We start from the raw sequence: 25,401 nt of genomic DNA, 5'->3' as shown, positions 1-25,401 counted from the left end.
CTCAATTGGATAGAGCGTTTGACTACGGATCAAAAGGTTAGGGGTTCGACTCCTCTCGGGCGCGCCATCTATAGGCCGGTGTGGCGGAATTGGCAGACGCGCACGACTCAAAATCGTGTTCCTTCTGGAGTGTCGGTTCGACCCCGACCACCGGTACCATCTACATAATTTATGTTAATTTAAAAATGACCAGATACCTTACAAACGCTGTTATATCAATGTTTGTGAGCTTTTTTATTTTTTTAAGATTACGATAGAAAAGGATATGAATTGAATTCGTTTTACACAAATTTTACACAGCCATATCCTCAAATGTTTTCATCGTTCCTCGTTCATCTTCTTCCCGTAATTCCTTAATTACATGGGTATATTCTTTTAAAGTCGTCTCAATATCACCGTGCCCCAAACGCTCACTTACATAATAAATAGAAACTTTTTTATACAGCAGAACACTGGCATGAGTATGTCTAAGTCCATGTATAGTAATTGGCTCTATTTTAAGTTCAGTTAATACTTTTCTTAGAAGCTTATTTGCAGCTGTATTACTTATCACTTTGTATTTAGAGCTCGGACTAAAAAAAACTAACTTGTGTATATTATTAGGTGTTGATTCAAATAACTTTTTGAAATGATTCATTGTTTTGTGATCCATTTATATTGTTCGATTAGATTGTTCATTTTTTGTTGGGCCGAACCCTACAGGATTTCGTTTCATATATCCCCAGGTCTTAATTTATTGTAATTGTATTATTTACAAAATCAAAGTCACTTCTCGTAAGACCTACTATCTCAGCGAAACGCATTGCAGACGTTAACGCTAAAAGTAATAAAGAATAACTTAATCCCGTATCAAGCTTCTTCCAAATTTTTTCAGCAAAAATTCACTTTCTTTAAAATTCAAATGTTTATCAACAGATTTTTTGGAAGGGGTTTTACTTAATTTTGCTTCAATTTCTAAAGCAGCTATTTGCGCTTCTTTTTTTGTACGGAAACTTCTCTATCAACTAATTTCTATGATATCGGTGATCTATGGGTCACCTATCATTTTGTATAAAAACCCCTTAGATTATTCAGAAAAGATATATTTAAAATTTTCATCTAAAAATATCGCCATACTAGAAGCATGAAATGATCAATTATGTCCTTTCTTGGAAGGTTACTAGATAAAATTTATTCCCTTGATAAAGGGGTCTGACTCCCAGCGTGCTAAAACTTCATAGCGCAGGGGCTCAGACCCCTTTTTTAAATCATTACATTTGTAACTACTCGATTTATACACCTCCCATTTATGATAATACTATCGCGGAACACAAGGAGGAGAAAATATGGCAATTGTTCATATGAAAAATATAGTGAAGCGTTACGGTTCACATTTAGCTTTAGATCATGTCGATTTAGATATTGGAGAAGGAGAAATCCTCGGTCTCTTAGGGCCAAATGGGGCAGGTAAAACAACGTTGATTCATGCTTTAGCCGGAATAGTTGGCTTCGATTCTGGAGAGATCAATGTATTTGGTAAAGAGCAGCAATTGAATTTAATGGATATTAAACGGCAAATTGGCCTCGTCACACAGGAAATAACTTTGTTTACGGACTTAAGTGCGCGAGAAAACCTAGAGTTTTTCGGGGGCATTTATGGTCTTAAGGGGGAAAAATTAAAAGAGAGAATAGATGAAACGTTAGCGTTTGTGGGGCTCACAGAGAATGCGAGTAAGCTTCCTACGAAATTTTCCGGCGGGATGCAAAGAAGGCTTAACATCGCCTGTGCCCTTGTGCATCAACCAAAATTTTTGATTATGGATGAACCAACCGTGGGGATCGACCCTCAATCCCGAAATCATATTTTAGAAACGATTCGCAAATTAAACGAGCAAGGCACCACCATCCTTTATACGACTCACTACATGGAGGAAGTTCAAAATCTTGCAACGCGAGTAGTGATTATGGATCAAGGGCATGTCATTGCAGAGGGAACTATCCCTGAGTTAGTAAAAAAAATCCAACATGAAGAAAAAATAAAACTAGAAGTATCGGAGCCTTCGGACATGCTCTTAGAAAAGCTACGGAAGCTTGAAGGAGTGAAACAAGTATCCCTGCATGGGAAGGAAATCCACATTATTTCTCAAGTTGGAGCTGGTAATCTCGATCGTGCCCTTACCATCGCCAAGGATTTCGGTGGGATTCTTTCTGTGGCAGCAGAAAAACCAACCTTGGAGGATGTATTTTTAACCCTAACAGGTAAACGCCTCCGTGATAGGGAGGAGGACTAAACGATGGTCATAAGATCTAGTTATTTTATGTTTCGCAGATTGTTTCGTAATTATATTGGCATAGCGATTTTATTACTATTACCTATCGCCTTAATCACCGTTCTAGGACTGATAGCCGACGATGCCACAAGTGACACATTGGGCATCCCGATGAAAGATCAGGTATCGGTGACGATGATGCTTAGTTTCCTTTTGTTCGGCGGATTTTTCACGATGGAATATGTCAAGGAAGATCTTCTTTCTTCCATGAAGTGGAGGATGAATTCCTTGCCGTATCCTGCCTATAAACACGCCTATTCGATACTAATTTCCTGTACATTTTTTAATGTATTGCAGAGCTTTCTCATCGTCCTTTACACGCTTTTTGTCTATGGCGTGAACTGGGGAAACTTAGGCTTCGTGCTTGTCATCCTCATAGTTGTATCAACCGTTTGCCAATTCATATTTATTAACTTTGTTTTAGGGGTGAAAAATTATAAAACAGCAGAACGTTTAGGAACGGGGTTTGGACTGGCCTGCCTTATGGTTTCTGAAGTGTGGTTTCCTCTCCCAGAAGGTGGCTTTTTCCAGCTTCTATCCACGTATAGTAACCCATTTGCCCTTGGCCAAAACTTAATATTTACAACAATCACCGGTGAAAATATCGATACAGCGATCATCAGCTTCATCATTTTACTAGTATCGGCTATTATTTTGGCAATTTCGGGAGTTTGTTTCGGAAGGCGGAAACTCGCATGACCGTATTTCAATTTGTTTTCAGACGTTTTTTTCGAAAAAAAACAAATAGTATCTTTTTACTCATTCTCCCCATTGGAGCTATCTTTCTTCCAATGGGAGAATGGCCGCCCATTCCTCTAGGGTTTCACTATTATGGAATTATCATTATGTTCATCGCTTCACGTCTAGCGGCCATCATCATGGAGGACCGGACCAATAAGACACTGATACGACTCAGTGTAGCGCCAATTACCCATTTTCAGTACTTGTGGCAAAACATGTTGGCGTACACGACTATTATGACTGCTGTCAATTTGGTGTTTGTCATTTTAGGGACGGTCGTTCACGGAGATAATGTACCGTCACCAGGTTTCTTATTTATCATTTATACGGTTTTTACCATGACTGCGTTAGGTTTTTCCTTAGCCTGGTATGCCATATTTCGGAAAAAGGAGGCGGCTTTTAGCATTTTAGGAGCCATCATTATTCTCATGGCTATGCTTGGTGGTGTGTTGTGGCCAGTGGAAATAATGCCTGAGTCCCTGCAACGTGCTGTGATGCTGCTGCCAACCTATTGGGTAGCGGAGGCAACGATTTTGCTATCTTACAGGGCGACAACAGAAGAACTTTTCATCCCATTAGTAGTCATGTTCCTATTCTGTATAGCGTTTCTATTGTTAGGGAGCCGCAGAAAACTCACGTAGTCCGATTTAACATAAAAAACTTGCGAATTTTACCTAAGGTTTTTGATAGGATAGAGGTATGAGTAGAAGGACGTGAATATATGAGGAACAAATGGGAAAAATGGACTCCTGAAATAGCAATGACCATACTGCGTATTTTCGGATTACTTTTACTTAGTTTGCTGTGGCTTCAAGGCGACGGCAACGAAGTGGGAGTAATCCTTCTCCTGTTTCTTGCTATCATGGCATTGGCTCGTTGGCGATTTACGCTGCCAGGATGGACTGTCCTCATCGATCAGACGGTTTGTTTAATGATGACATCTTTTTTTTCGTTTGCGGCCTATGCTTTGGCATTGCCTGTGTTTGAAAGCATGCTTAAGAGGCAGCCTTGGTTTGCTTTACCAGTGTTCATTTTTGCTGTTATTTATCCTGAAACATCTATCCAGTTAGTTGTCGTTTTCATCCAAGCAGGACTGTCTGGAGCGATCCTTGGCGGGTGGTATCAGGACACGAATAGATATCAGATGGAATCAGATCGACTACGGCGCTATCACTATGAATTGGAAAATCTAAAAGAAGAACTTCTTATCGCTAATGCGCAAGGGACACGTATGGCAGAGTTGACAGAAAGAAACCGAATCGCGCAACAACTCCATGATGATGTCGGGCATGAACTCACAGCATCTGTTCTTGCCTTACAAGCCTTTGAAGAGCTTTGGGAAGAAAATGATCCAGATGCGAAAGAAATGTTTGTCCAAGCACAGCGGCGTCTATCCAAAAGTGCCGTCTATTTACGAGAAACGGTTCATAACATTAAGCCTGTTAAGGAGCTTGGGATAGAAGGTCTGCATGAAATCAGTGACCAATTCACCCTATGTCCTGTGAAACTTAACGTATACGGTGATACAGGTAGAGTTCCAGTCCATTTATGGAGTATTCTTTATCCTACGTTGAAAGAAGCGTTAACGAATGTTATTCGCCACGCCCAGCCAACACTGGTAGAAATTTCTTTGGACATCAGCCCTCACATTTTGAGATTATCCGTTTCTAACGATGGGGTCACAAAGGATAAAGGGGTTCGAGGAACGGGTGTAGGTTTAAGAAATCTTCGTCACCGAGCAAAGGCGGTGGGAGGGAGCATCTCCTTGGATACGAACGATGGCTTCCTTTTAATCTGTGTCCTTCCTATAGAATAAACAGGATAACGGAGGTTTTTCTTTATGAAAATTTTGATCGTTGATGATGATGATTTAGTTTGTAAAAGTTTGAAAGTGCTCCTCTCCCGAGAAAAAGATATGGAAGTCATCGGCACTGCTACTAATGGTGCTGAAGCGATTAATGCCTGCCGAAAGGAATTACCGAACATTGTTTTAATGGATATTCAAATGCCGGTCATGGATGGTATTCAGGCAACAAGGCAAATCAAGTCAGAATGGCCCTATGTTCATGTGATGATGTTAACGACCTTTAAGGATGAAAAAAATATTCGCCTTGCCATTCTAGCAGGAGCCGCTGGATATTTAATAAAGTCCACAGAGGTAAAGAGTATGTCTCAGAAAATTAGAGCACTAATGTCTGGTTCTACTGTATTAGATGCAGACGTACTAAAACAACTGACCCAGCCTGCAGGAAGGGAAGAGCTAGAGAAACTGACCCCGCGAGAACGAGACATTGCCGCACTAGTAGCCCAAGGCCTTTCCAATCGAGAAATAGCAGATCAACTCTATATCAGCGAAGGGACAGTACGCAATACCTTGTCTATCATTTTAGAGAAAGTCCAACTCCGCGATCGAACACAACTAGCCATCTACTATTTGAAAAATAATAAATAAGACTATTGCTTACGTGAAAATAGTAGAAAAGCACTTGAAATTGAGGTACTTTCCATATTAAGGTAGAATATAGTTTCATTACGGGGGACATATGAAAAAAATAATAAAAAGAATTAGCATCGTAGGTTATTTATTAAATGAATTATCTCAATCAAGAACGTTCCAATTCTTTGGTGGTCTAGTTAATAGTGTAGAATAAACGAAAAAGTAGTAACCTAAACTTTTGATGATGGGTCCTGGGGTAAATACACATGAAATATTAGATATATTAAGAAAACATGATGTGAAAGGTACTTTTTACTTAACAGGATATGAAATCGAAAAATATTTTGATGATGCGAGTAAAATCGTGCAAGAAGGACATGAAATTGGGAACTATTCCTATTCCCATCAAAGAATGGTTTTTAAATCTCCATCTTTTATTTAAGATGAGATCGATAAAACTGATGAGTTAATACGACAAATCGGTTATGAGGGAGAAATCACTTTCCGTCCATCTTTCGGAAAAAGGTTAATTTTGTTACCGTATTATCTATCCAAGCAAGATAGGAATACGATTTATATGAATATAGAGCCTGATTCTTAACCCGAAATTGCTGCTGATGCAAAGAAATTGTAAACCATGTCGTAGAAAATATAAAACCTGGTTCAATCATTTTATTGCATGTCATGTATGAAAATAGAAGAGAATCACTCGACTCAGTTGAAGGTATTATTACTTCGTTAAAAGAGGAAGGGTATACATTTGTAACAATCTCGGAACTATTAAACGGGTCTAGCGCTAAACCAAACACTAACAGCATTGTAGTCTGGATGAACGCTAACGGAATGAATTCTAGCTATAATAACCGTGCTAAATTAGCGACACAGTACGGTATTAAAGGATATAAAGACACAGCCGCCCAAAAATACACGACTTCTTAATTTAATGAGGTCTGGGGACAAGCCAAAGCCGAGTACACCTGCTAAGAAAGGTGACCAAAATACTAACAGTATCGTCGATTATCTAAAAAGCATTGGTGTAAATTCCAGCTTTGCAAATCGCCAGAAACTTGCTCGTCAGCAGGGGATTAGCAATTACAAAGGAACGGCAGCGCAAAATACGCAACTATTAAATAAATTAAGAGGATAATATAAATAAGTCCGTTCTCTAGCGAGGGTGGCGTATATTTTCTCTAAAAAGAGAGAGGACAGAGTATAAAGTTTCTGTCTTCTCTCAAGTTTTATTTTATGTATTTATTAAAAAACAGTAATATATGATAAAAAATATTTGCTAAGACTAGACCCATAATTAAATAAGCTATGCCGGCAGCCAATATTGGTAAACCATCAAACAATATTATACTATAACCAAAAGAAACAATAATACCTAAGATTGAATAAATGACTAACCCTTTGTTATATTTTTCTTTAGACTCAAATCTATCTAAAAATCTATCAATAAAAAACGATAATATCGTACAGCCCGCAGTAACTGGACTTATAAAAATACCAATAGAAACAAACCAAAATACAAAAGTAAATTCGCTTGTTTCTGAAGGTGAAGATAATATTAATGGTATCGTATACATAATAATAGATAGTGTAACCGTCATTAATAAGGTAGCGACAATACCTGCTAATAGTCTACATATGATTTTTCTCCAAGAGCTACTTTTCATTTGTAAAGAACCTCTATTCCTAAGTATTATACCTAATTTAATAATGAAAAGTTGACCCTTTAGTTGAGTCAACTTTTCATTTTATCACCAAGAGACATTAATGTTAGCGGATGGTGCTACAGGGAAAAGATATTCAAAGCCATCATTGTCTCTTGTGTAAACAAGATTGCTCATTCCCGATTCTGGAATGTATAATGTAATCTCATGAGCAGGTGCTCTATCATGCGTTCCTGTAATTGAACCCGCACCATTTGATTGAATTCTCGCACTATAGGTATAATCAATATTAGGAGGTAGATTCCATAATATTGGTATTCCCACAGAATGATTATAATCCCATAGTGCATTGCTTCCTGAGAATCTATTATTACTAAAAATGGAATCGTATTCCTCTTGTATAGGATCATCAATAATTGTTTGGCTACTATCGTATATCATAGTGTTTGAAATTGCAATTCCTTCAGAATCAATACCAGGCATAAATGGATCTGGAGCTATGATTCTATTTGTGAAATCTGCCATAAAGGCGCTACGGGTACGAATAATTCCTTTTTTAAATTTTATAAAATTATAACCATCTAAATAATAAAAAGGAAAAACCTCTTAGGATATTTGAGTGTCAATAAACGTATGCTTTTTCGACGTCAATCAAGCGAAAACTGTCAACTTTATTCTAGCGTTTACATTTAACACGAAAAATAACCAAAAATAGTAAAATTAACTATGATTGAAAGTGAAATTGTCCTTTAATTGGTATATCATTTTTATAGAAGATATTTCAAAAAGGGAGGAAAATTATCACATGAATAAGAAAAAATTACTGATTTTTATGCCTATTCTTGCTGTGTCCGTTGGAATAGTTAACAACTAGACGAAGATTTTGAAGCTGAAAAAATTTGGGAGAAGTAGAAAAAGAGAGAGAAGAGGCAGTTGCTCAACTTATAAATGAAACACACCCCTACGTTAAATCTATTGACTGGTTTTGGTTCAATTGATAGATTTAGTCACCCGGACAGAGGAATTTGGGTTGAAGCGATGACAAGATTTCATCAGCCTCTTGAAAAAATAGAAGAAAATCTTGAACATGTAACGGAAGCAATATATGACGACCTTGAAAATTTCGTGTTGGTTAAACAATATTCCTTTTATAATAAAGATCAACAAGCAATGCTTTATTCACACTGAATTATGCACGACCTTGATGTTGCATACAACGACTATGCTAGTGTTATATACGGTGTAACAAATTACGCTTCGAGCACCGAATGGGGAGAAAGTGTCGCGCAACAAAGAATAAGTGAAATCGTTAGAAAAATGAAAGCAAATCCTTGCCACGCTATCGGCGAACAGCAAGCATCGGCTGTTTTTCTATCTATAATCGAATGGTCAAAGATGTGAACAAAAGATAAGATTTTACGTCAACTTCTCATAACGAGTTCGATGGCGTCACCGTACGCCTTTTTCGTAAGCTTACTCGGGAACCTATGCTTTCACTGAGGACGTAATATATAAGGGCTTTTACATTTACATCATCGATAGGCTTTTTTCTTATGAATGTTCAATTTACGTTTCCTTCAAATTTCCTTTGTCAAAGAATAGCTTTCACCAGTCACTTCTTCTAGGAGTTGATTTTTGATAAGCGGATCAGTTACTTATTTTGTCCTCTGTAATTGATGCTCCTGTTTCGACAGTTACTGTGCCAGCCATTGGAAATTGTGTTCGGTTGCTAGACTCGGTATAAAAGGCAACAGCGCTACAGCCAATCAGATAGAAAATATGACATCTGGTCTCTTCTGTTGAATTTTCCTTTTTTCTTTTGAAAACATCGTTTCTGCTAAAGAAATGTAAGAGCGATTAACAGTGGAACCCCATTGGGCTTAACTAAATAATTTTGAAATGAAAGGCTGTACCTAACTTTTGAATGAACTATGGTATGGACTGCGATAAAAGCTGGCTTGGTAGAAGAACCAATAAAGGTAATTAACCATGTTAATAACAGGTATAACACTTTTTTCTGCAAGCTATGTATAGCACCAACCTGCAAGCAAGTGCTCTATTCAATAAGTACGAATGCCGCTCTGAGTGATGATGTGTGGATCTGAACTTAGTTTCCTTCCCGTAATCCCCCTGCAATCATTGATTACATTGAAAGCCACTAATGGCTCTTTTTCAATGACAGACATCGTTAAAATTAGTCAACCTATTTTCATATCCTATCTAATTATCCCTTGTTTAAATCTGTCTTCTTCATCATAACTTAATCCAATTGTAGGCAACGGTATAAGGTGTCATTAAATATGACATCTTTTTTCAGTAAAACGGTTTTGGTGACACGTTTGAACACTTATGAACAAAAAACAATGCAGTGTATCTTAATGAAATACGACAAAAATTGCTGATGATTTACTTTTTTTATTGTTTTAATTAGTGAATAAATAGAATTTTGCGATTTTTTTCAATTTTGGCATGGGATTTGCAATTTATAAAAGCGACTAGAATGAAATAGGTTAACCGTGACCACATTTTCATTTTTAGTTTTAAAAACGAGCAAGGGAGGTGAAACAAGCTGTTTAAAAATTATGAAAGATAAAGGGGGGAGTGTATTTTCTAAACGAAGGGGCTATTTCTTGAGATGAGTCAATCTTTTCTTTACGCGCAGCTTATAGAATTCAGCATTCGTTCAAACCTTTGGTAAATCACACACATAGGAGGAATTCAAATGAATGGAATCCACGATGTTGGAGGTATGGATGGCTTTGGGAAAGTAATGTATGTAAAGGAAAAAGAAGATCCTTACTTTAAATATGATTGGGAAAGGCTTACTTTCGGGCTTGTGGCAGGAACGATGGCACAGGGATTAGGGATGAAGGCTTTTGATGAATTCAGAATCGGTATTGAAAAAATGCGCCCTGTAGATTATCTGACGTCATCATATTATGGTCACTGGATCGCAACCGTCGAATACAACTTATTAGAAACAGGCGTATTGGATGCAGAAGATCTCGAAGCCCGAACACAAATGTTCCTGAAGAATCCAGATACAAAAATACCACGCCGAGAAGATCCGAAATTAGTAGAGGTTGTAGAAAAAGCCTTGCTAGAAGGTTTGTCTCCTATCCGTGAAATATCGTCTCCTCCCCGGTTCGAGGTGGGAGAAAGAATAAAGACAAGGAATATCCATCCTACTGGTCATACAAGATTCCCTCGGTACACCCGTGACAAGTATGGTGTCATCGATGAAGTGTACGGAGCCCATGTATTTCCTGATGATGCTGCCCATAGGAAAGGAGAGAACCCTCAATATCTCTATCGTGTACGTTTTGAGGCCTCCGAATTATGGGGAGTAAACGAGAAGGATTCACTTTATGTCGATCTTTGGGAAGGTTATTTGGAAACAGCTTCACACTAATCAATGGTAAAGGAGGACTTTATTATGAATGAGGATAAAAAAATGATAGCTGATAATCAAAAAGTAGATCCCCGATTCCAGCATCACCATCCACGTCCGCAATCGTTTTGGGAGGCACGGGCAAATGCTCTCGCCTCACTACTTATCGAAAGAGGGCTTATTTCTACTGACGCGATAGATAAAGTGGTACAACACTATGAACATGAGCTTGGACCTATGCATGGAGCGAAGGTGGTAGCTAAGGCTTGGAAAGATCCTGTGTTCAAACAAAGATTGTTAGACGATTCTGAGGGAGTATTGAAGGAACTTGGGTATTATGGCCTTCAGGGAGAACATATACGGGTCGTGGAGAATACCGATACTGTACACAATGTGGTCGTCTGCACCCTGTGTTCTTGCTATCCGTGGCCGTTGCTTGGCTTACCGCCTTCATGGTACAAAGAACCGGCATACAGGGCTCGTGTAGTCAAAGAGCCGAGAAAGGTCCTTCAAGAATTCGGTGTAGAATTGCCCGATACAGTCAAAGTTCAGGTATGGGATAGTAGCTCAGAAGTACGGTTTATGGTATTGCCTCAAAGACCTGAGGGTATAGAAGGAATGACGGAAGAGCAACTTGCGGAACTCATTACGAGAGATTCGATGATTGGTGTTTCCTTAGTACAACCGCCGCCACAGGCTATTACACGATAGGAGGTAAACCATGAAAAATTGTGAGATTACAACTGCTGAGTCAATCATTACGTACATGCCTGAGGAAAGTGCACCGCCAAGAAAAAACGGAGAATTAGACTTCCAAGATCCTTGGGAAAGCCTCTCTTTTGGAATGGCTCTTGCGTTGTATGAGGAAAAGAACTTTACCTCATGGGATGTTTTCCGGGATCGCTTGATCCAAGAGATCGCAATGTGGGAAAAGGAGAATGGTGAGCATAAGGACAACCCTGATTGGAACTATTATGAGCAATGGTTAAAAGCCTTAGAGTCGCTCGTGGTAGAAACAGGAATGTTAGACAAATGTGACGTCGATGCTCGGGCCAAAGAATTTCTCACCGGGGAACGAGATGAAGTTTTTTATTAAGAAGTAACAATAAACGTAACAATATGGGACATTATCGTCTTGTCCCATATTGTTAAATGAGTAAAGAAAGGAGTAGAGAGAATTTTATTCATCATTGTTTAAAAAATGCATAACAGGAGGACTCATCATGGGAAAAAAATCTCTTTGTTTGTCGCTTGCAGGAATATCAATAGTGACTTGTTTTTTTTGGATGAATTCCTATAGCCCGGCGTATGCCATGCATATTATGGAAGGGTTTCTTCCCTTTGGATGGGCGTTGTTCTGGTGGGGAGTAACAATACCATTTATTGTGTTGGGACTGCACTCAATTAAAGGCAAGGTAAGAGAAAATCCAGAGGTAAAGACATTGCTCGGCTTGTCAGGTGCCTTTGCATTTGTTGTATCTGCACTAAAACTCCCTTCTGTGACAGGAAGCAGTTCTCATCCAACAGGAATTGGGTTAGGCGCTATTTTGTTTGGACCAACAGCAATGACTGTTCTTGGAACCATTGTTCTTTTGTTTCAGGCATTGCTGCTTGCTCATGGCGGTCTAACAACACTAGGGGCTAATGCCTTTTCAATGGCTGTGGTTGGTCCCTTTATTGCATACGGGGTATTTAAAGGTGGAAGCAAATTCAATCTACCATTTTCTGTTTGTGTTTTTCTGGCTGTTATGCTTGGAAATTTAGGGACATACTTAGTTACCTCTTTTCAATTAGCGCTTGCATTCCCAAGTGAGGTAGGCGGAGTACTGGAGTCATTTTATAAGTTTTCAAGTATTTTTGCACTTACCCAAGTACCATTGGCGATTAGTGAAGGGTTTTTAACGGTTATCATTATGAATTTAATAAAAAAATACAATATGAACGAATTAAGATTGTTAAATGTATTTGTCAAGGAGGCTCGTTGATTTATGAAGAATGCTATTTTGTTACTCTTTGTCATTCTACTAGCCATTTTTCCATTGTATTTACACAAAGATTCTGAGTTCGGAGGAGCAGATGAACTAGCAGAGGAAGCGATCGGGGAAATTGCCCCTTATTATGACCCTTGGGTGAATGCGTTATGGGAGCCGCCAGGGGGAGAAACGGAAAGTTTGCTATTTTCACTGCAAGCAGCCATCGGAGCAGGTGTAATTGGGTATGTTTTGGGGTTTGGCAGAGCACGAAAAAAGTACACTAATAATCAAGAAAGTAAGCTGCCTCATGCTTCAGATTGATCAATTAGCAAATATTAATTCATACCGAAACATACACCCAGTTGAAAAAGGATTATTTGCCCTTCTCTTTTTGTTATTTTGCTTGTTAACTAAAAATGTCGTAGTAGCATTCTATACTTTTTTTGTGATGAGTTCAACGATTGTACTGGGCGCCAAAATTCCACTTGCTTATTATCTTAAAATGCTTTTGCTTCCTATATTTTTCTTAGTAACAAGTGTTTTGACTATCCTCATTTCTATCGCCCCAGCAAATATGGAGTTAATCGACTCATTGTTAAGCACAAAAATTGGTTCTTGGCAGCTTTATATTAGCCAAACTAACTACAAGATGGTTATACAGTTAATCTTCACGGTCATTGCAAGTGTAAGCTGCATGTATTTTTTTATTTTAACTACACCAATCCATCAAATAGCTTGGCTTTTGCAAAGGCTATGGCTTCCTCCTTTGTTTATAGAGCTATTTTTGTTTACCTATCGGTTTATCTTTGTTTTATTGGAGAAATTCGTTGAAATTCGACTTGCTCACTCTAGCAGACTTGGGTATCAAACCTATCGAAATGCCATTTTATCATCAGGACAATTGGTGGTAAGTCTTCTTATCAAATCAATGAGATCAGCAAGGGAATTGCAAATAGCGATAGAAACGAGAGGAGGTGGAGAAGAGGTATTTGATAGAGAGTGCACTCAATCCTATAGGCTATTACATTGGCTCATGCTTGTTTGCTCTTTTTTACTGCTCTCTTTTTTGACTGCATTTATCTAAGAAACATCAGCAATGTTCATAGGGATAAGCAGCATTGAAATTCTGCCAAACATGTAAAGGTTATTTTTAGGCCGCCTTAGACTGTTCCGTGGTTAATGATACAAACATAATTGGTACGGGGGGCCTTGAAAAAATGCTTACTTAGCCCAGCAACTTTCGATCATAAAGGAGCTGACAAAATGAATGGACCAATCATGGAGCTAGAAGCTATTTCCTATCGGTATTCAGATAGGACTTTAGCTCTTAATCATGTTACGCTCAAAATTGAACGTGGCAGAAAAATCGCCTTATTAGGAAATAATGGAGCAGGGAAGTCAACCTTGCTTTTACATTTAAATGCTATTTTAAAACCAACGAGCGGTCAAATTTTATTCAAAGGTGAACGGATAACATATAAACGCATTGAAAAACAAAAGCTTCGCCAGCATGTTGGAATTGTGTTTCAAGACCCAGATTCCCAGCTTTTTTCGTCGAGTGTTTATGAGGACATAAAGTTTGGTCCTCGAAACTTGGGGCTGTCCCCTGAGAAAGTGGAGGATGCTGTTGAACATGCAATGGCCTTGACAGAAACGCTGTCTTTAAAAGAAAAGCCGCCACATTTCTTAAGCTTAGGTCAGAAAAAAAGAGTGGCGATTGCAGGAGTCCTGGCAATGAACCCAGAGATCATCATACTAGATGAACCTACTGCAGGGTTAGATCCTTATTATTCAAAGAAAATCATAAATGTTCTAGGAGCTATGCAAAATGAAGATCGGACCATCATTATTTCGACACATGATGTGAATCTTGCCTATGAATGGGCTGATGAGGTGTGGATTATGAGCGATGGGAAAGTGATTGCATCAGGCTGTCCAACAATCGTTTTTCAGGACGAAGCTATTTTGCAAAAAGGACACTTGGAAAAACCATGGATTCTGGATGTGTTTAAAAGCATAAAAGGTCAAATAATCCATGAAGCGTATCCGAGATCCAGAAGAGAATTATTGATGAGCATAAAAGATTTTGATAGAGTGTTGGGTTGATTTTTATTATAAGAAAATTCTATTTTTAATTTGTGATATAGAGCTCATTGTGACTTTTTGAATAAAAGAGAAAGAAGGGAATTAGAATGACAACATGGAACTTAAATGGAAACCAAAAACATGTACTGATTTGTAATGGTTCCAGCTGTATGAGAAAAGGCGGAGAAGAGGTAACACAAGCAATACGTAGCGAAATATATAACCAAAATTTAGATTTTGTCGTTCATACAACGCGTACGCTCTGTAATGGCCGCTGTAAAGATGCTCCTGTTGTGATTGTCTACCCGGATGGGACGTGGTATGGAGAAGTAGATAAAAATTCCGCAAAGGATATTGTAGGCATTGATTTAGAGAAGGGAAGCAAGGTTGCTGAGCTTGTCTGCTATCTTTCAACAGAAAAAGGGATGGAACTTCAAAATAATCGAACGATTGGAAAATCGAAAGAAAGACTTACTCAACCTGCAGGAAAGAAAGTATGAATTGTAGCTCGTCGATTGAAAAAACTTTTAAGTAAAAAAGTGATTAAAACTAATGATAACCATTTTTATAAATGAAAAAATAATCATTACTGGTAGACTAAGTAGGATGTCGCTGCCAAATAGTCGTTACATTAACGAAAGTGGAGAAAGGGGCTTCATCAAGCAGGAGTGGGACTAGTATTCCCACTTTTGGTTCTATTATTTTTAAGTGTCCCTTTTTGTATATCCTAATGGATTGATCTCAAAGCCCAGCCTAATTTTTAATCAGGCTAATGAAAAGGAGTGTCAGCTGGTGATGGAAGTTTCGAATACACTACTAGGATGCGACTATATCGATCTATGGAAAAAAAACATGAAGGAATGGGATGGGACATTGTCAAAAAGAATGATATATGATGAAGCTGAAGAACATTTTTGGAATTCTTTTATAGAAAAGAAGAAACAAAAGGGTGAGGATTACATAAATCTCTATGCCTATAGAGTTCAAGAAGAATTGCTTACATTGGTACATTCAAAGGATAGTGTCTTAGAAATTGGCCCTGGGTGGGGAAATTATACATTTTTTATGGCAAAAAACGTTAATCATCTTACATGTGTAGATAGCTCTCAAAGTGTTATTAACTTTTTAAAAGAGAAAACGGAAAAATATCACTACAAGAATATCAGTTTTATACATGGGAAATGGGAACAACTAAATATGAAGCAACGTTATGATGTAGTATTCGGGATCAACTGCTATTATCGTATAAATGATATAGGAGAAGCATTACTTAAGATGAATAATGCTGCATCTAGACTGGCTATTGTGGGAATGACAAGCGGGCCGGAGAAGCCTCATTATATAGACTTGCATCGAGAAAGAGGCTATTCTATCAGGTTTAGGCGTACAGACTATATTCATTTACAAAATATTTTGTACCAACTCGGCATTATGGCAAATTGCAAAATTATCAATATACCAAGTGTTACTGCCTATCCATCCTATGATGCCCTTATCCAGGATAATATAACAAAGATTATGACGAAAGGCTATAACAAAGGGGAGGTAGAACAAGCACTAAGTCGATATGTCATTGAGAAGGATGGAAAGTACGAATATCCATATACATTTAATGCTGTACTCCTGTATTGGAAACCTATATATGACCGATTCAGACCTGACAAATAGCCGTATTTATAAAAATCAAGGAATTTCCAAACAGGGGGTTCCTTAATTTTTTAATTTTAAGGTTGATTAAAGGTTCAGTCCATTAAGAGCTAAGGTTCAGGGACTAGGATAGGTGTAAGAATGGACGAGAAATGATGTCTACATATATTATTGAAACAACCAATCTAACGAAGAAGTTTGGAAAGTTTTTGGTTGTTTATGACACATGAAAAGTGAGCCACATGGCAACTAAAAATGAGCCACTTAAAGTTTGTGAATTATATGTAATAACCTGTCCTACATCGGCTTTACATGAAGAGGCGGGCATGATACCTTGCAGGGATGCGAAACCCCTACCTACTGCATACTTTCGCAAAGAAATCATGCCTGTAGAGGCTCCATGTCAAGCCTTTCCTCATCCCCGAAGTTTTACTGTTAGTTTGTGAAATTCGCCAAATTTAAGTGGCTCAAAAAATGTTGTGAAATGGCTCAATTTTCAATTGCGAAATACATTCAGCTTGAGTCCTTCTTGGTTACTAATGCGTCTACAATCTAATCTGGATCGCACTAATTAGGAGTCTTAATAAAACAAGACGTAAATTATGACGGACTCTTACTGGAAGTGAAAGACACCTTAAAAAATTTTTTATTTAAGGAGTTTGACACTTATATTCGAGCACTGTTTAGGAAAATGACTCGTACCTCTAAAACGCACAACCTTGTGTGCGATCCATTGTTTTGTAATCTGGAAAAAGAATAATTTATAAATTGAGGATGAGGACTACCTCTTAAATCACAGTTTTCCTTTTTTCACTTGAGCCAGAAAATTAATAGACGGAATATTCAGTTTAATAAATTGACTACTTTTGCTCATTTGACAAAGGATTTAAAAGTTTATGCAATGCTAGTGATCTTTTATACATTATGATTCGAATGGTTAAAAATTTAAATGATATTCTTTAAGCTTTTTGTATAGAGTATTTCTGGACATTTGTAAATGTTTAGAGGATTTAGAGATATTCCCTTTGAACTTGATTAAAGTTTTCAAGATTTTTTCACGTTCTTGTATTTGATTAAGTTTTTTTATATCATCCATGCTTTTGATCGAATCTTCTTGAAAAATAGGCGTATCTTCTTGGAGCGATGAAGAATAAATTGAATGTGGTAAATGCTCAATCAGTATTTCTTCATCTGATTCAGATAAATAGTAAGCTCTTTCAATGACATTTCGTAATTCTCTTATGTTACCAGGCCAATCATAGTTTTTAAGGTAATGAAGGGCTTCATTCGAAATCTTTTTGATTTCTCCACTTTCCTTGCTTGAAAACTCGATTAAGAAGTGATTGACGAGATCATGAATGTCATCTTTCCTCTCTTTTAACGGGATTAATTCAATCGTGAATACATTTAGGCGGTAGTATAAATCACTGCGAAACGATCCTTTGTAAGCAATTTCTTGAGAAAGATTTTTATTCGTAGCTGCAATGATACGAACATCTATAGGAATTGTCGCATGTCCTCCTACCCTTGTAATTTCTTTTTCTTGCAGAACACGTAAAAGTGTTGCTTGAAGGTCAGGATGCATATCCCCGATCTCATCTAAAAATAAAGTGCCCCCATTGGCTTGCTCGAATTTTCCTGGACTTCCTCCTTTTTTTGCGCCGGTAAAAGCTCCCTCTACATAACCGAAAAGTTCCGAAGAAAGTAAATTTTCGTTAATTGCAGCACAGTTTATTGCGATAAAGGGTTTATTTTTTCGAATGCTCTCATTATGAATAGCTCGTGCAAACACCTCTTTTCCTGTTCCGCTTTCTCCTAAGATGAGAACATTAGCAGAATTTCTCGAAACAGTTCTTGCTTGAGAAATCGCATCTAAAAACCGCGGATTTTTCCCAACAATGTCTTGAAGAAGTAAAGGACTTTTTTGTTGATGAAGTTTCTTGCCATGCTTATTTTGCTTAAGCTCTTTAATATAAACATAGCGATAATCATGGACTGGAATAATCTCCACATTGAAATTTTTTCGTGAATCGTTCATATAACGTTGTCTTTTGATACGGGTAACCTCATCAAAATTTTCACGATATAAGCTTAAGACTAAATCATTTTTAGCATTGATTAATTGCTCCGCCTTGTTATTTTTAAATAGAAGGTTCTCGCTTTTTTTTACGAGCAGTGCTTTATCAAGGTGATTAGAGACATCATTTAATAATTCATACAGAAAAATAGCTTCCTTGGTCTTATCGATAATATCAATGCAATTGCGTGTAACGATATCGAGTGCATTGATAAGGGGGGACAAAAACTCCAGATTAAAATCAGAAATATTGTTAATGAAAACACCTAACACGCCATAAAACTTATTTTTATTTTTAATTGGTATGCCGAATGTAATCCAATCTTTTAGTAATGTGCTCTCATGCTCTGAACCAACTGAAAAAGAAACCTCTTTTTCAAGAAAAGCTTTGGTAATGCCAGAATTCTTTAAAAACTTTTCTGTCCACACTAATATTCCAGGTTCAAATCGTTCTGTTTTAAAGACATCTTTTAAATTTGAATCAAAGATGTCAAGCATCATTCCAGATGAATCAAAAAACGTTATCGGATGCGGAAAAAAACACGTTGCTTTTTTTAATTCATGGATGAGTGGGGTATTTTTAGCTAGAGATTCTTCAAAATTCTTATCCAAATACCCAAGATTTTCTGAGTTAACTGAGAAAGGCAGTGGTTTAAGCGGTTTATTGGATTCCCAGATGATTTGAAATGTGCCATTATCCTTAACCTGACCAATTCTTGAATGTAGCCACAAATGTTGATTATATTGATCAAAAATAATTTTCCCTTGAGGAGCCTGAAATGTTAAACCAGCTATATTTTTTCGAATTAAGTGAACATCTAAGCTGTTCGCTTTGATTAAAGCCTTGGCCATTAAATGAACACTATTGTACGCATTTTCCATCGCTGAGCTAATAATATCTGTTCCATAGTTGGCTTTAAACTTTTGTTTTAGGGTCCTGTTTTCTTTACCTTCTACTGAATTGAAATAGGGAAAACAAGAATAGTGCCCAACCATGTATTTCGTAGGCAGCGCACAAACTTCTGTTTCTGCAGTGATTGTACTTGCAATCGGAACCTGCATGTTCGCTTTATAGTGCTCTTTATAAAATGCCACAGCACTTCCGCCAACTAAGGTAGAAAATATAACATCTGGTCTTTTTTGTTGGATATTTTTTATTTCTTTTGAAAATTCAGACTCTCCTAGAGAAAAGTAGGATTCATTAACAACGGAACCTCCATTAGCCTTAACTAATTGGTAAATAAATTTATTCATTTCCCGTGGATAAATGTAATCAGAGCCTACTAAATGAAAGGTTTTTCCTAAATTTTGGGTAATCCAAGGGATGTAATGCAATAAAAGCTGGTTTGGCAGAGGACCGCAATAAAGAATGTTAGGATGCTGTTCTCCTCCTTCATATTGGGTTGGATAAAATAAAAGACAATCATACTTGTCGATGACAGGTAAGACACTTTTTCTGCTAGCGGATGTATAGAGACCAACAAGTAGATTAATGCCTTCATTAAGTAAGGATTCAACTTCCCTAGCGGCGATATGAGGATCGGAGCATATATCTCTATGTACAGGTGTGAGTTTCCTGCCCCAAACTCCCCCGCTCTCATTAATCTCATTAATCGCTAGTAAAGCAGCTTTGTATTGCCCTTCCTCAGTGACAGACATCGTTCCAGTGGTTGAAAATAGCAATCCTATTTTAATATCCAATCTAACCATCTCCTATTTTAATCTGTCTCCTTAATCTTATCAAAATCCATTGTTGGTCACTGGATAGCATGTCATGTAATATGACATGCTTTTTCAAAAAACGGTTTTAAATTACACGTTTGAACACTTATGAACATAAAAACATGCAAAGCATGTAAGTAAAACATAAAAATGATACACCCCATGAACTGCGATTACTTATTTTAATAGGAAGTTAAAAGGATTTGAAATATTTTGTTTTTTGGCATGATATTTGCATTTATATAAAGTGACTAGCAAGAAAAGGGTTAGTCGTTACCTAAATTTTTTTTAGTATAACAAGATTTTAAAGGGGTGTGAAGCTTTATGAAGAGAAAAGATCCCATGTATTAGATGTCTATTCTAACTATTTTCATGTTACTAGCTTCTTGTAGAAGTGAGGGTTCAACGACTAGTAGTGCAGAAGGTGAAGCAAGTAGTGGAGAAGTTATTAAAGTAGGTATGTTATTTTCTCTCAGTAGCACAACGGCACTAATTGAAGAATGTATGACTAACGCAGCTCTACTAACAATAGAGGCGTTTAATAAAGTGTAATATTCGAATGATTCTGAACTGTTATTGGATGCCTTTGTTGGACTTGAGTTTGCTTGTCCACAAGGTAAGGTCAAGGTTGATGAAAAGAATTATACGTGGCTTTATTCTCGTATCGCTCAAATTGATGAGCATGGAGAATTCCAAACGATTGTAGAGTCTGAAGAGCAACCGTGGTCTAAGCTGCTATTTCCTGACCACGAGGAACCTTGGAAATAATAAATGAGGGAGGTGATGCTAAGAGTAATTCATGCTATGACAGTAAGAATTGAATCTATTTAAATTAAATTTTAAAAAACTATGATATCGGAGGTTAAATTTTATGAGACATGGAGATATTTCTAGTAGCCAGGATACAGTTGGAGTAGCAGTTGTAAACTATAAAATGCCAAGACTACACACGAAGGAAGAAGTTTTGGAAAATTGTCATAACATTGCAGATATGTTGGTAGGGATGAAAAAGGGTCTTCCAGGCATGGATCTTGTTATTTTCCCAGAGTACAGTACGCACGGTATTATGTATGACGAACAAGAAATGTTTGATACAGCAACAACGATTCCTGGACCAGAAACGGAAATTTTTGCTCTAGCTTGCCGAAAAGCAAATGTTTGGGGAGTCTTTTCATTAACAGGAGAACGTCACGAAGAGCATCCGCATAAAACACCTTATAATACGCTCATTTTAATGAACAATAAAGGTGAAATTGTTCAAAAATACCGTAAAATCTTACCTTGGAATCCGATAGAGCCTTGGTATCCTGGAGGCACAACGCATGTGGCAGAAGGGCCTAAAGGCATGAAGATTAGCTTAATTATTTGTGACGATGGGAACTACCCTGAAATCTGGCGCGATTGTGCAATGAAGGGGGCAGAGCTAATTGTTCGTTGCCAAGGTTATATGTACCCCGCAAAAGAACAGCAAATTCAAGTTGCCCAAACTATGGCATGGATGAATAATACGTACGTAGCTGTAGCGAATGCGTCAGGCTTTGACGGTGTTTATTCATATTTTGGTCATTCAAGTATAGTTGGATTCGATGGTTCTACTTTAGGTGCTTGCGGTACGGAAGAAAACGGTATTCAATATGCGGAACTTTCCATCTCACAAATTAGAGACGCACGTTCAACGTGGCAGTCTCAAAACCACTTATTCAAGCTGCTTCATAGAGGGTATACAGGTGTAATTAAATCAGGTGATGGTGAAAAAGGAATTGCTGAATGCCCATTTGATTTTTATCGCACGTGGGTTATGGATGCAAAACAGGCTCAAGAAAATGTTGAAAAGCTTACCCGTTCCACTATAGGAACAGCAGAGTGTCCGATAGAAGGGTTACCTTATGAAGAAAAGGAAAAAGAAGCAGGAGCTTGAATTTAATCAAATAATGAGGAGGGGCTGTCGGGTTAGTAATTACTAACCCTTTCTTTTATCCCCATGAAGTGTAAATTTTTTAATAGACGTTTATCGGCGCAATCCAAAATTAAACATTCAATATGATTGTACCTAGGAAGTTAGCAATAAAGAACTTGGTGGAAACAGGTTTTGTTTAATTATAGAAGCTTTATGTAGAGGAGGATGAAATCATTGCCTTTTATAAATGATAAACTCAACTTTTATGAAAACAAAGAAAAAGAAAGTGCAGCTGTCAAGAACAAGATGCTCTCACGGTTTACCTTTGATATTGAAACAATTATGTCAACAATGAATAAGTGTATTTTTGGTCAGGAAAAGGCGATGGATGCGATGGAAGGCATGTTAAAGCTTATTAAAGCGGATATCGCAGATAATGAGAGACCGCTGTATATTGGCTTATTTCTAGGGCCGACTGGAGTTGGAAAAACAGAGATTGTCAGGCTTTTAGCGGAAGCTATTTATGGAGAAAGAGATAAATTTTGCCGCATAGACATGAACACATTAGCTAGCGAGCATTACGCTGCTGCTTTAACAGGGGCTCCGCCAGGATATGTCGGTAGTAAAGAGGAAACAACACTTTTTGATAAAGCATTAATTGAAGGAACTTTTAGTAAGCCAGGAATTGTCCTCTTTGATGAAGTAGAAAAAGCAAATCAAGCAGTTATTCTTACATTATTAAATATTTTTGATAACGGCCGTTTGAAAATAACATCGGGAAATACTGAGCTGAATTTTAGAAATTCTATTATTATTATGACTAGCAATATTGGAGCAAAAGAGATCATGAATCAGTCAGTTGGTATAGAGGGAGTAATCTCTTATGAACAAAATCAGAAGGAGATAAACAAAAGTCAGCACACACAGCAAATCATACAAAAAGAATTAGAAGATACATTTGCACCAGAATTTTTAAACCGGATCGATGATGTAATTACATTTAATTGGTTAGGGGAACATTCAGTAAAACGGATGATTGATCAAAGACTTGAGCTTTTAGGGAAGAGGCTCAAGATTCACAATCGGGGCATTCAATTAAGTGATGCAGCCAAAGAGCTTATCATCGAAAAAGGTTATGATATGAAGTATGGAGCAAGATCACTAAAAAGAGCATTTAGAAAATTTGTTGAAATTCCGGTTGCAGAAATACTTCTTCAAACCGGGGGATCATCTGACCTGATCGTTTTTTTGGGGGACATTTCAGCTGACAAAAGGGAAATCATCTTTAGACCAGCATTACCAAATCAACAATCATAGTCACTGTGTGTGGGTAAAAATTAATGTTCTCTATAGAAAGACTAGATGTCTTACTGACTTTTTTATCGTATCTATCCTCTATTTGGGGATGTCTTGTTCTTTTGCAGTCAGCTCCTTTGATTAATGTTACTATAAAATAACAAGTTAGAGCTGTCCAAGTTCATTTAGGGGCTATAGAGTTAAATTAGCATTTCTATGAGGGGAGAGTTGAGGTTAATATAGAGAAGATATAGGGGTTAAAACTATTTAAAGCGCTGGGGGATCCTAGTGCTTATTTTTTTCGGTTTAGGATGCTAATAAGTAATGTCCTCGATTTAGAAAATCTCACAAACAGTTATCGGAAACTCCGAAAACTGCTCTTTAAATCGAGGTGGTAGGATTACTTTAAGAAAAGATCAGGAGGGGAAATCATGGCAGATACATTTAAGCTTGAATTGTTAGACGTCACAAAGGAATTTCCATCAAAGGGAAAAAAAGTTACTGCGCTTAATAATGTGACAATGCAAATTCCAGATCATAAGTTTATCAGTATTATTGGTCCAAGTGGTTGTGGGAAATCGACCTTATTTAATATTATTTCAGGACTTGATCAACCAAGTTTTGGACAATTGGTTATTGATGGTGAAAAAGTTAGTGGAACGTCAGGGCTTGTAGGTTATATGCTGCAAAAGGATCTATTACTGCCATGGAGAACGATCCTTGATAATGTCATTCTAGGTATGGAGATTATTGGAGTGCCGAAGAAAGAGGCTAAAGCTCAGGCTATTCCTTTACTAGAAAAATACGGATTAAAAGGATTTGAACATAGTTATCCATCTCATTTATCAGGTGGTATGAGGCAAAGGGCAGCACTGTTAAGGACAGTTTTATATAACCGTGACGTCATTTTGCTTGATGAACCATTTGGAGCTCTAGATGCTCAAACCCGTTCGAATATGCAGGAGTGGCTGCTAGATCTTTGGGATGATTTTCAAAAAACGATCTTATTCATTACCCATGATATTGATGAATCTATTTATTTATCTGATGAAGTTTATATTATGACAGCTCGACCTGGAACAGTGAAGCATCGGTTAAAAATTGACCTTCCTCGCCCAAGAAAACCAAATATTATTACGTCCAAAAGATTTATTGAATTAAAGGATGAAGCGTTAACTCTACTTTCAGAAGAAGTATTTAAAAGTCAAAAGATGGAATTGATACAGAAAGCTGTTCAATAAGATAGGAGGAGAACCTAATGCAGGAACAAGTAAGAACTATTCCAAAAGAGGCTACCAAGGCCAGTCCATTTTCTTCAAAAACGGCTGATTATAATGTGAGAAGGGTGAAATCGAAATCAATTTCTTTGGACGGAGAACCAAAAGGATGGCTTTTAAACGTTGGACGATTATCAGTATTTGTATTACTCATTTTATTTTGGGAAGTTGGAGCTAGGATTGGCGTGATTGACCCTTTTTTCTGGAGCATGCCATCTCAAATTTTACAAACTTGGTCTGTAATTGCAGTAGATGGATCAGTATGGACTGATACATTTTATACCTTTCAGTCTACCGTATACGGGTTTGTTATTGGTACATTAGGCGGAGCTGTAATCGGATTATCCTTTTGGTGGTCTAAGTATTATGCAAAGATAGCAGAACCGTTTCTGATCATTTTTGAAGCTATGCCGAAACTTGCTTTGGCTCCAATCGTTGTATTAATTTTTGGTATCGGTCTTTCTTCTAAAATTGCGATGGCGGTTGCTATTACGATTATCATTACCACTTTAACAACTTATAACGGAATGAAGCACGTGGATAAAGATCTGATTCGAATGATTTTTGCTCTTGGAGCTTCAAGATGGCAAGTTTTCACAAAAGTTGTCGTACCTTGGACAATGCCTGCCATCATATCGGCTCTAAGAATAAATATCGGATTAGCATTGACAGGAGCTATTGTTGGTGAATATATAGGTTCGACAAGTGGTCTTGGAAGAATGATTTTCTATGCTGGCCAAACTTATGAAATATCGCTAATTTGGGCTGGGATTTTCAATCTATCATTATTATCAATTCTTCTTTATTTAGTCGTCAGTTGGCTTGAGGGTAAGTTGTTAAAAGGAATCCTTCATAAATAGTAAATAACAATACGAT

The 25,401-nt window shown here is 37.4% G+C and carries 25 protein-coding genes, 1 tRNA gene and 1 pseudogene; 22 read left to right on the top strand and 5 right to left on the bottom strand.

Annotated elements, in window-relative coordinates; all coding sequences use genetic code 11:
- Positions 1–74: 74 nt before the first annotated feature.
- Positions 75–159 (top strand) — tRNA-Leu (locus BLT_RS0116795).
- A gap of 133 nt (positions 160–292) precedes the next feature.
- Here BLT_RS0116795 and BLT_RS22230 read toward each other — a convergent pair.
- Entirely contained in the window at positions 293–637 is a 345-nt protein-coding gene (locus BLT_RS22230) for a tyrosine-type recombinase/integrase (protein WP_236611107.1), read from the bottom strand.
- Between the two features lie 201 nt (positions 638–838).
- Positions 839–991: pseudogene (locus BLT_RS25020) on the bottom strand (hypothetical protein); the annotation flags it as partial.
- A gap of 334 nt (positions 992–1,325) precedes the next feature.
- Here BLT_RS25020 and BLT_RS0116785 point away from each other — a divergent pair.
- From BLT_RS0116785 to BLT_RS24860, 7 genes are all read left to right on the top strand, one after another.
- A complete protein-coding gene (locus tag BLT_RS0116785) occupies positions 1,326–2,270 on the top strand; it encodes an ABC transporter ATP-binding protein (RefSeq protein WP_017728933.1) in 945 nt (314 codons plus the stop codon).
- Positions 2,271–2,273: 3 nt separating this feature from the next.
- Positions 2,274–3,008, top strand: a complete 735-nt coding sequence (locus BLT_RS0116780; protein ID WP_017728932.1) for an ABC transporter permease — start codon at positions 2,274–2,276, stop codon at positions 3,006–3,008.
- Entirely contained in the window at positions 3,005–3,691 is a 687-nt protein-coding gene (locus BLT_RS0116775) for an ABC transporter permease (RefSeq protein ID WP_017728931.1), read from the top strand. The genes BLT_RS0116780 and BLT_RS0116775 overlap by 4 nt, the downstream gene beginning before the upstream one ends.
- 80 nt (positions 3,692–3,771) lie before the next feature.
- Positions 3,772–4,866 carry a sensor histidine kinase gene (locus tag BLT_RS0116770; RefSeq protein ID WP_017728930.1) on the top strand — a complete coding sequence of 365 codons (1,095 nt, stop codon included), beginning with the start codon at positions 3,772–3,774 and terminating at the stop codon, positions 4,864–4,866.
- Between the two features lie 24 nt (positions 4,867–4,890).
- Positions 4,891–5,502 carry a response regulator transcription factor gene (locus BLT_RS0116765; protein ID WP_017728929.1) on the top strand — a complete coding sequence of 204 codons (612 nt, stop codon included), beginning with the start codon at positions 4,891–4,893 and terminating at the stop codon, positions 5,500–5,502.
- Positions 5,503–5,728: 226 nt separating this feature from the next.
- Positions 5,729–5,929 carry a polysaccharide deacetylase family protein gene (locus BLT_RS24545; RefSeq protein WP_017728928.1) on the top strand — a complete coding sequence of 67 codons (201 nt, stop codon included), beginning with the start codon at positions 5,729–5,731 and terminating at the stop codon, positions 5,927–5,929.
- A gap of 501 nt (positions 5,930–6,430) precedes the next feature.
- Positions 6,431–6,634 (top strand): DUF3597 family protein, encoded by a 204-nt coding sequence (locus BLT_RS24860; protein ID WP_152414394.1) that lies wholly within the window; start codon positions 6,431–6,433, stop codon positions 6,632–6,634.
- Between the two features lie 91 nt (positions 6,635–6,725).
- Here the strand turns inward: BLT_RS24860 and BLT_RS0116755 are convergent, their stop codons facing one another.
- On the bottom strand, positions 6,726–7,163 hold the full coding sequence (locus tag BLT_RS0116755; RefSeq protein WP_152414393.1) for a hypothetical protein: 438 nt from the start codon (positions 7,161–7,163) through the stop codon (positions 6,726–6,728).
- A gap of 84 nt (positions 7,164–7,247) precedes the next feature.
- Entirely contained in the window at positions 7,248–7,685 is a 438-nt protein-coding gene (locus BLT_RS0116750) for a hypothetical protein (protein ID WP_017728926.1), read from the bottom strand.
- 2,197 nt (positions 7,686–9,882) lie between these two features.
- Between BLT_RS0116750 and nthB the strand changes: the two genes are divergently transcribed.
- The 9 genes from nthB (at position 9,883) to BLT_RS0116700 (ending at position 16,277) form a co-directional block, all read left to right on the top strand.
- Positions 9,883–10,572 carry a nitrile hydratase subunit beta gene (nthB, locus tag BLT_RS0116740; RefSeq protein ID WP_017728924.1) on the top strand — a complete coding sequence of 230 codons (690 nt, stop codon included), beginning with the start codon at positions 9,883–9,885 and terminating at the stop codon, positions 10,570–10,572.
- 24 nt (positions 10,573–10,596) lie between these two features.
- Positions 10,597–11,262, top strand: coding sequence for a nitrile hydratase subunit alpha (gene nthA / locus BLT_RS0116735; RefSeq protein WP_017728923.1), 666 nt, complete (start codon positions 10,597–10,599; stop codon positions 11,260–11,262).
- Positions 11,263–11,272: 10 nt separating this feature from the next.
- A complete protein-coding gene (locus BLT_RS0116730; RefSeq protein WP_017728922.1) occupies positions 11,273–11,647 on the top strand; it encodes a nitrile hydratase accessory protein in 375 nt (124 codons plus the stop codon).
- A gap of 127 nt (positions 11,648–11,774) precedes the next feature.
- Positions 11,775–12,536: an energy-coupling factor ABC transporter permease gene (locus tag BLT_RS0116725; RefSeq protein ID WP_017728921.1), complete on the top strand. Its 762-nt coding sequence runs from the start codon at positions 11,775–11,777 to the stop codon at positions 12,534–12,536.
- 3 nt (positions 12,537–12,539) lie between these two features.
- Positions 12,540–12,845 carry an energy-coupling factor ABC transporter substrate-binding protein gene (locus BLT_RS0116720; RefSeq protein WP_017728920.1) on the top strand — a complete coding sequence of 102 codons (306 nt, stop codon included), beginning with the start codon at positions 12,540–12,542 and terminating at the stop codon, positions 12,843–12,845.
- Entirely contained in the window at positions 12,832–13,608 is a 777-nt protein-coding gene (gene cbiQ / locus BLT_RS0116715) for a cobalt ECF transporter T component CbiQ (protein WP_017728919.1), read from the top strand. The genes BLT_RS0116720 and cbiQ overlap by 14 nt, the downstream gene beginning before the upstream one ends.
- A gap of 179 nt (positions 13,609–13,787) precedes the next feature.
- Positions 13,788–14,630, top strand: coding sequence for an energy-coupling factor ABC transporter ATP-binding protein (locus BLT_RS0116710; protein WP_017728918.1), 843 nt, complete (start codon positions 13,788–13,790; stop codon positions 14,628–14,630).
- A gap of 86 nt (positions 14,631–14,716) precedes the next feature.
- Complete coding sequence (locus tag BLT_RS0116705) at positions 14,717–15,109, top strand: (2Fe-2S) ferredoxin domain-containing protein (RefSeq protein ID WP_017728917.1); 393 nt, start codon at positions 14,717–14,719, stop codon at positions 15,107–15,109.
- Between the two features lie 295 nt (positions 15,110–15,404).
- A complete protein-coding gene (locus BLT_RS0116700; protein ID WP_026105173.1) occupies positions 15,405–16,277 on the top strand; it encodes a class I SAM-dependent methyltransferase in 873 nt (290 codons plus the stop codon).
- Positions 16,278–17,193: 916 nt separating this feature from the next.
- Here BLT_RS0116700 and BLT_RS0116695 read toward each other — a convergent pair.
- Positions 17,194–20,034 (bottom strand): transporter substrate-binding protein, encoded by a 2,841-nt coding sequence (locus BLT_RS0116695; RefSeq protein WP_017728915.1) that lies wholly within the window; start codon positions 20,032–20,034, stop codon positions 17,194–17,196.
- 591 nt (positions 20,035–20,625) lie between these two features.
- Between BLT_RS0116695 and BLT_RS0116685 the strand changes: the two genes are divergently transcribed.
- The 5 genes from BLT_RS0116685 to BLT_RS0116665 all read left to right on the top strand — a co-directional run bounded on the left by BLT_RS0116685 (position 20,626) and on the right by BLT_RS0116665 (position 25,385).
- Positions 20,626–20,823, top strand: coding sequence for a transporter substrate-binding protein (locus BLT_RS0116685; RefSeq protein ID WP_152414392.1), 198 nt, complete (start codon positions 20,626–20,628; stop codon positions 20,821–20,823).
- Positions 20,824–20,926: 103 nt separating this feature from the next.
- The gene (locus tag BLT_RS0116680; protein WP_017728912.1) at positions 20,927–21,973 is read left to right on the top strand and encodes an aliphatic amidase; all 1,047 of its coding nucleotides are present in this window, start codon (positions 20,927–20,929) and stop codon (positions 21,971–21,973) included.
- A 204-nt stretch (positions 21,974–22,177) separates the two neighbouring features.
- Complete coding sequence (locus tag BLT_RS0116675; RefSeq protein ID WP_152414391.1) at positions 22,178–23,269, top strand: AAA family ATPase; 1,092 nt, start codon at positions 22,178–22,180, stop codon at positions 23,267–23,269.
- A 410-nt stretch (positions 23,270–23,679) separates the two neighbouring features.
- Positions 23,680–24,489: an ABC transporter ATP-binding protein gene (locus tag BLT_RS0116670; protein WP_017728910.1), complete on the top strand. Its 810-nt coding sequence runs from the start codon at positions 23,680–23,682 to the stop codon at positions 24,487–24,489.
- A gap of 17 nt (positions 24,490–24,506) precedes the next feature.
- Entirely contained in the window at positions 24,507–25,385 is an 879-nt protein-coding gene (locus BLT_RS0116665; RefSeq protein ID WP_017728909.1) for an ABC transporter permease, read from the top strand.
- Positions 25,386–25,401: the final 16 nt, after the last annotated feature.

The organism is Halalkalibacterium ligniniphilum, assembly GCF_000334155.1.
Lineage (GTDB): Bacteria > Bacillota > Bacilli > Bacillales > Bacillaceae_D > Halalkalibacterium > Halalkalibacterium ligniniphilum.
The sequence above is the reverse complement of the archived record's forward strand: the minus strand, read 5'-3'. Positions and strand labels throughout refer to the sequence as shown.

What these genes read in the sequence shown, in the direction of transcription:
- BLT_RS0116665 (WP_017728909.1), top strand. Translation starts at nt 24,507, where the DNA reads ATGCAGGAACAAGTAAGAACTATTCCAAAAGAGGCTACCAAGGCCAGT.
- BLT_RS0116750 (WP_017728926.1), bottom strand. Translation starts at nt 7,685, where the DNA reads ATGGCAGATTTCACAAATAGAATCATAGCTCCAGATCCATTTATGCCT.
- BLT_RS0116785 (WP_017728933.1), top strand. Translation starts at nt 1,326, where the DNA reads ATGGCAATTGTTCATATGAAAAATATAGTGAAGCGTTACGGTTCACAT.
- BLT_RS24860 (WP_152414394.1), top strand. Translation starts at nt 6,431, where the DNA reads ATGAGGTCTGGGGACAAGCCAAAGCCGAGTACACCTGCTAAGAAAGGT.
- cbiQ (WP_017728919.1), top strand. Translation starts at nt 12,832, where the DNA reads ATGCTTCAGATTGATCAATTAGCAAATATTAATTCATACCGAAACATA.
- nthA (WP_017728923.1), top strand. Translation starts at nt 10,597, where the DNA reads ATGAATGAGGATAAAAAAATGATAGCTGATAATCAAAAAGTAGATCCC.
- BLT_RS0116780 (WP_017728932.1), top strand. Translation starts at nt 2,274, where the DNA reads ATGGTCATAAGATCTAGTTATTTTATGTTTCGCAGATTGTTTCGTAAT.
- BLT_RS0116670 (WP_017728910.1), top strand. Translation starts at nt 23,680, where the DNA reads ATGGCAGATACATTTAAGCTTGAATTGTTAGACGTCACAAAGGAATTT.
- BLT_RS0116725 (WP_017728921.1), top strand. Translation starts at nt 11,775, where the DNA reads ATGGGAAAAAAATCTCTTTGTTTGTCGCTTGCAGGAATATCAATAGTG.
- BLT_RS0116765 (WP_017728929.1), top strand. Translation starts at nt 4,891, where the DNA reads ATGAAAATTTTGATCGTTGATGATGATGATTTAGTTTGTAAAAGTTTG.
- BLT_RS0116700 (WP_026105173.1), top strand. Translation starts at nt 15,405, where the DNA reads ATGGAAGTTTCGAATACACTACTAGGATGCGACTATATCGATCTATGG.
- BLT_RS0116770 (WP_017728930.1), top strand. Translation starts at nt 3,772, where the DNA reads ATGAGGAACAAATGGGAAAAATGGACTCCTGAAATAGCAATGACCATA.
- nthB (WP_017728924.1), top strand. Translation starts at nt 9,883, where the DNA reads ATGAATGGAATCCACGATGTTGGAGGTATGGATGGCTTTGGGAAAGTA.
- BLT_RS0116775 (WP_017728931.1), top strand. Translation starts at nt 3,005, where the DNA reads ATGACCGTATTTCAATTTGTTTTCAGACGTTTTTTTCGAAAAAAAACA.
- BLT_RS0116755 (WP_152414393.1), bottom strand. Translation starts at nt 7,163, where the DNA reads ATGAAAAGTAGCTCTTGGAGAAAAATCATATGTAGACTATTAGCAGGT.
- BLT_RS0116730 (WP_017728922.1), top strand. Translation starts at nt 11,273, where the DNA reads ATGAAAAATTGTGAGATTACAACTGCTGAGTCAATCATTACGTACATG.
- BLT_RS0116710 (WP_017728918.1), top strand. Translation starts at nt 13,788, where the DNA reads ATGAATGGACCAATCATGGAGCTAGAAGCTATTTCCTATCGGTATTCA.
- BLT_RS0116705 (WP_017728917.1), top strand. Translation starts at nt 14,717, where the DNA reads ATGACAACATGGAACTTAAATGGAAACCAAAAACATGTACTGATTTGT.
- BLT_RS0116680 (WP_017728912.1), top strand. Translation starts at nt 20,927, where the DNA reads ATGAGACATGGAGATATTTCTAGTAGCCAGGATACAGTTGGAGTAGCA.
- BLT_RS0116675 (WP_152414391.1), top strand. Translation starts at nt 22,178, where the DNA reads ATGAAATCATTGCCTTTTATAAATGATAAACTCAACTTTTATGAAAAC.
- BLT_RS22230 (WP_236611107.1), bottom strand. Translation starts at nt 637, where the DNA reads ATGAATCATTTCAAAAAGTTATTTGAATCAACACCTAATAATATACAC.
- BLT_RS24545 (WP_017728928.1), top strand. Translation starts at nt 5,729, where the DNA reads ATGATGGGTCCTGGGGTAAATACACATGAAATATTAGATATATTAAGA.
- BLT_RS0116720 (WP_017728920.1), top strand. Translation starts at nt 12,540, where the DNA reads ATGAAGAATGCTATTTTGTTACTCTTTGTCATTCTACTAGCCATTTTT.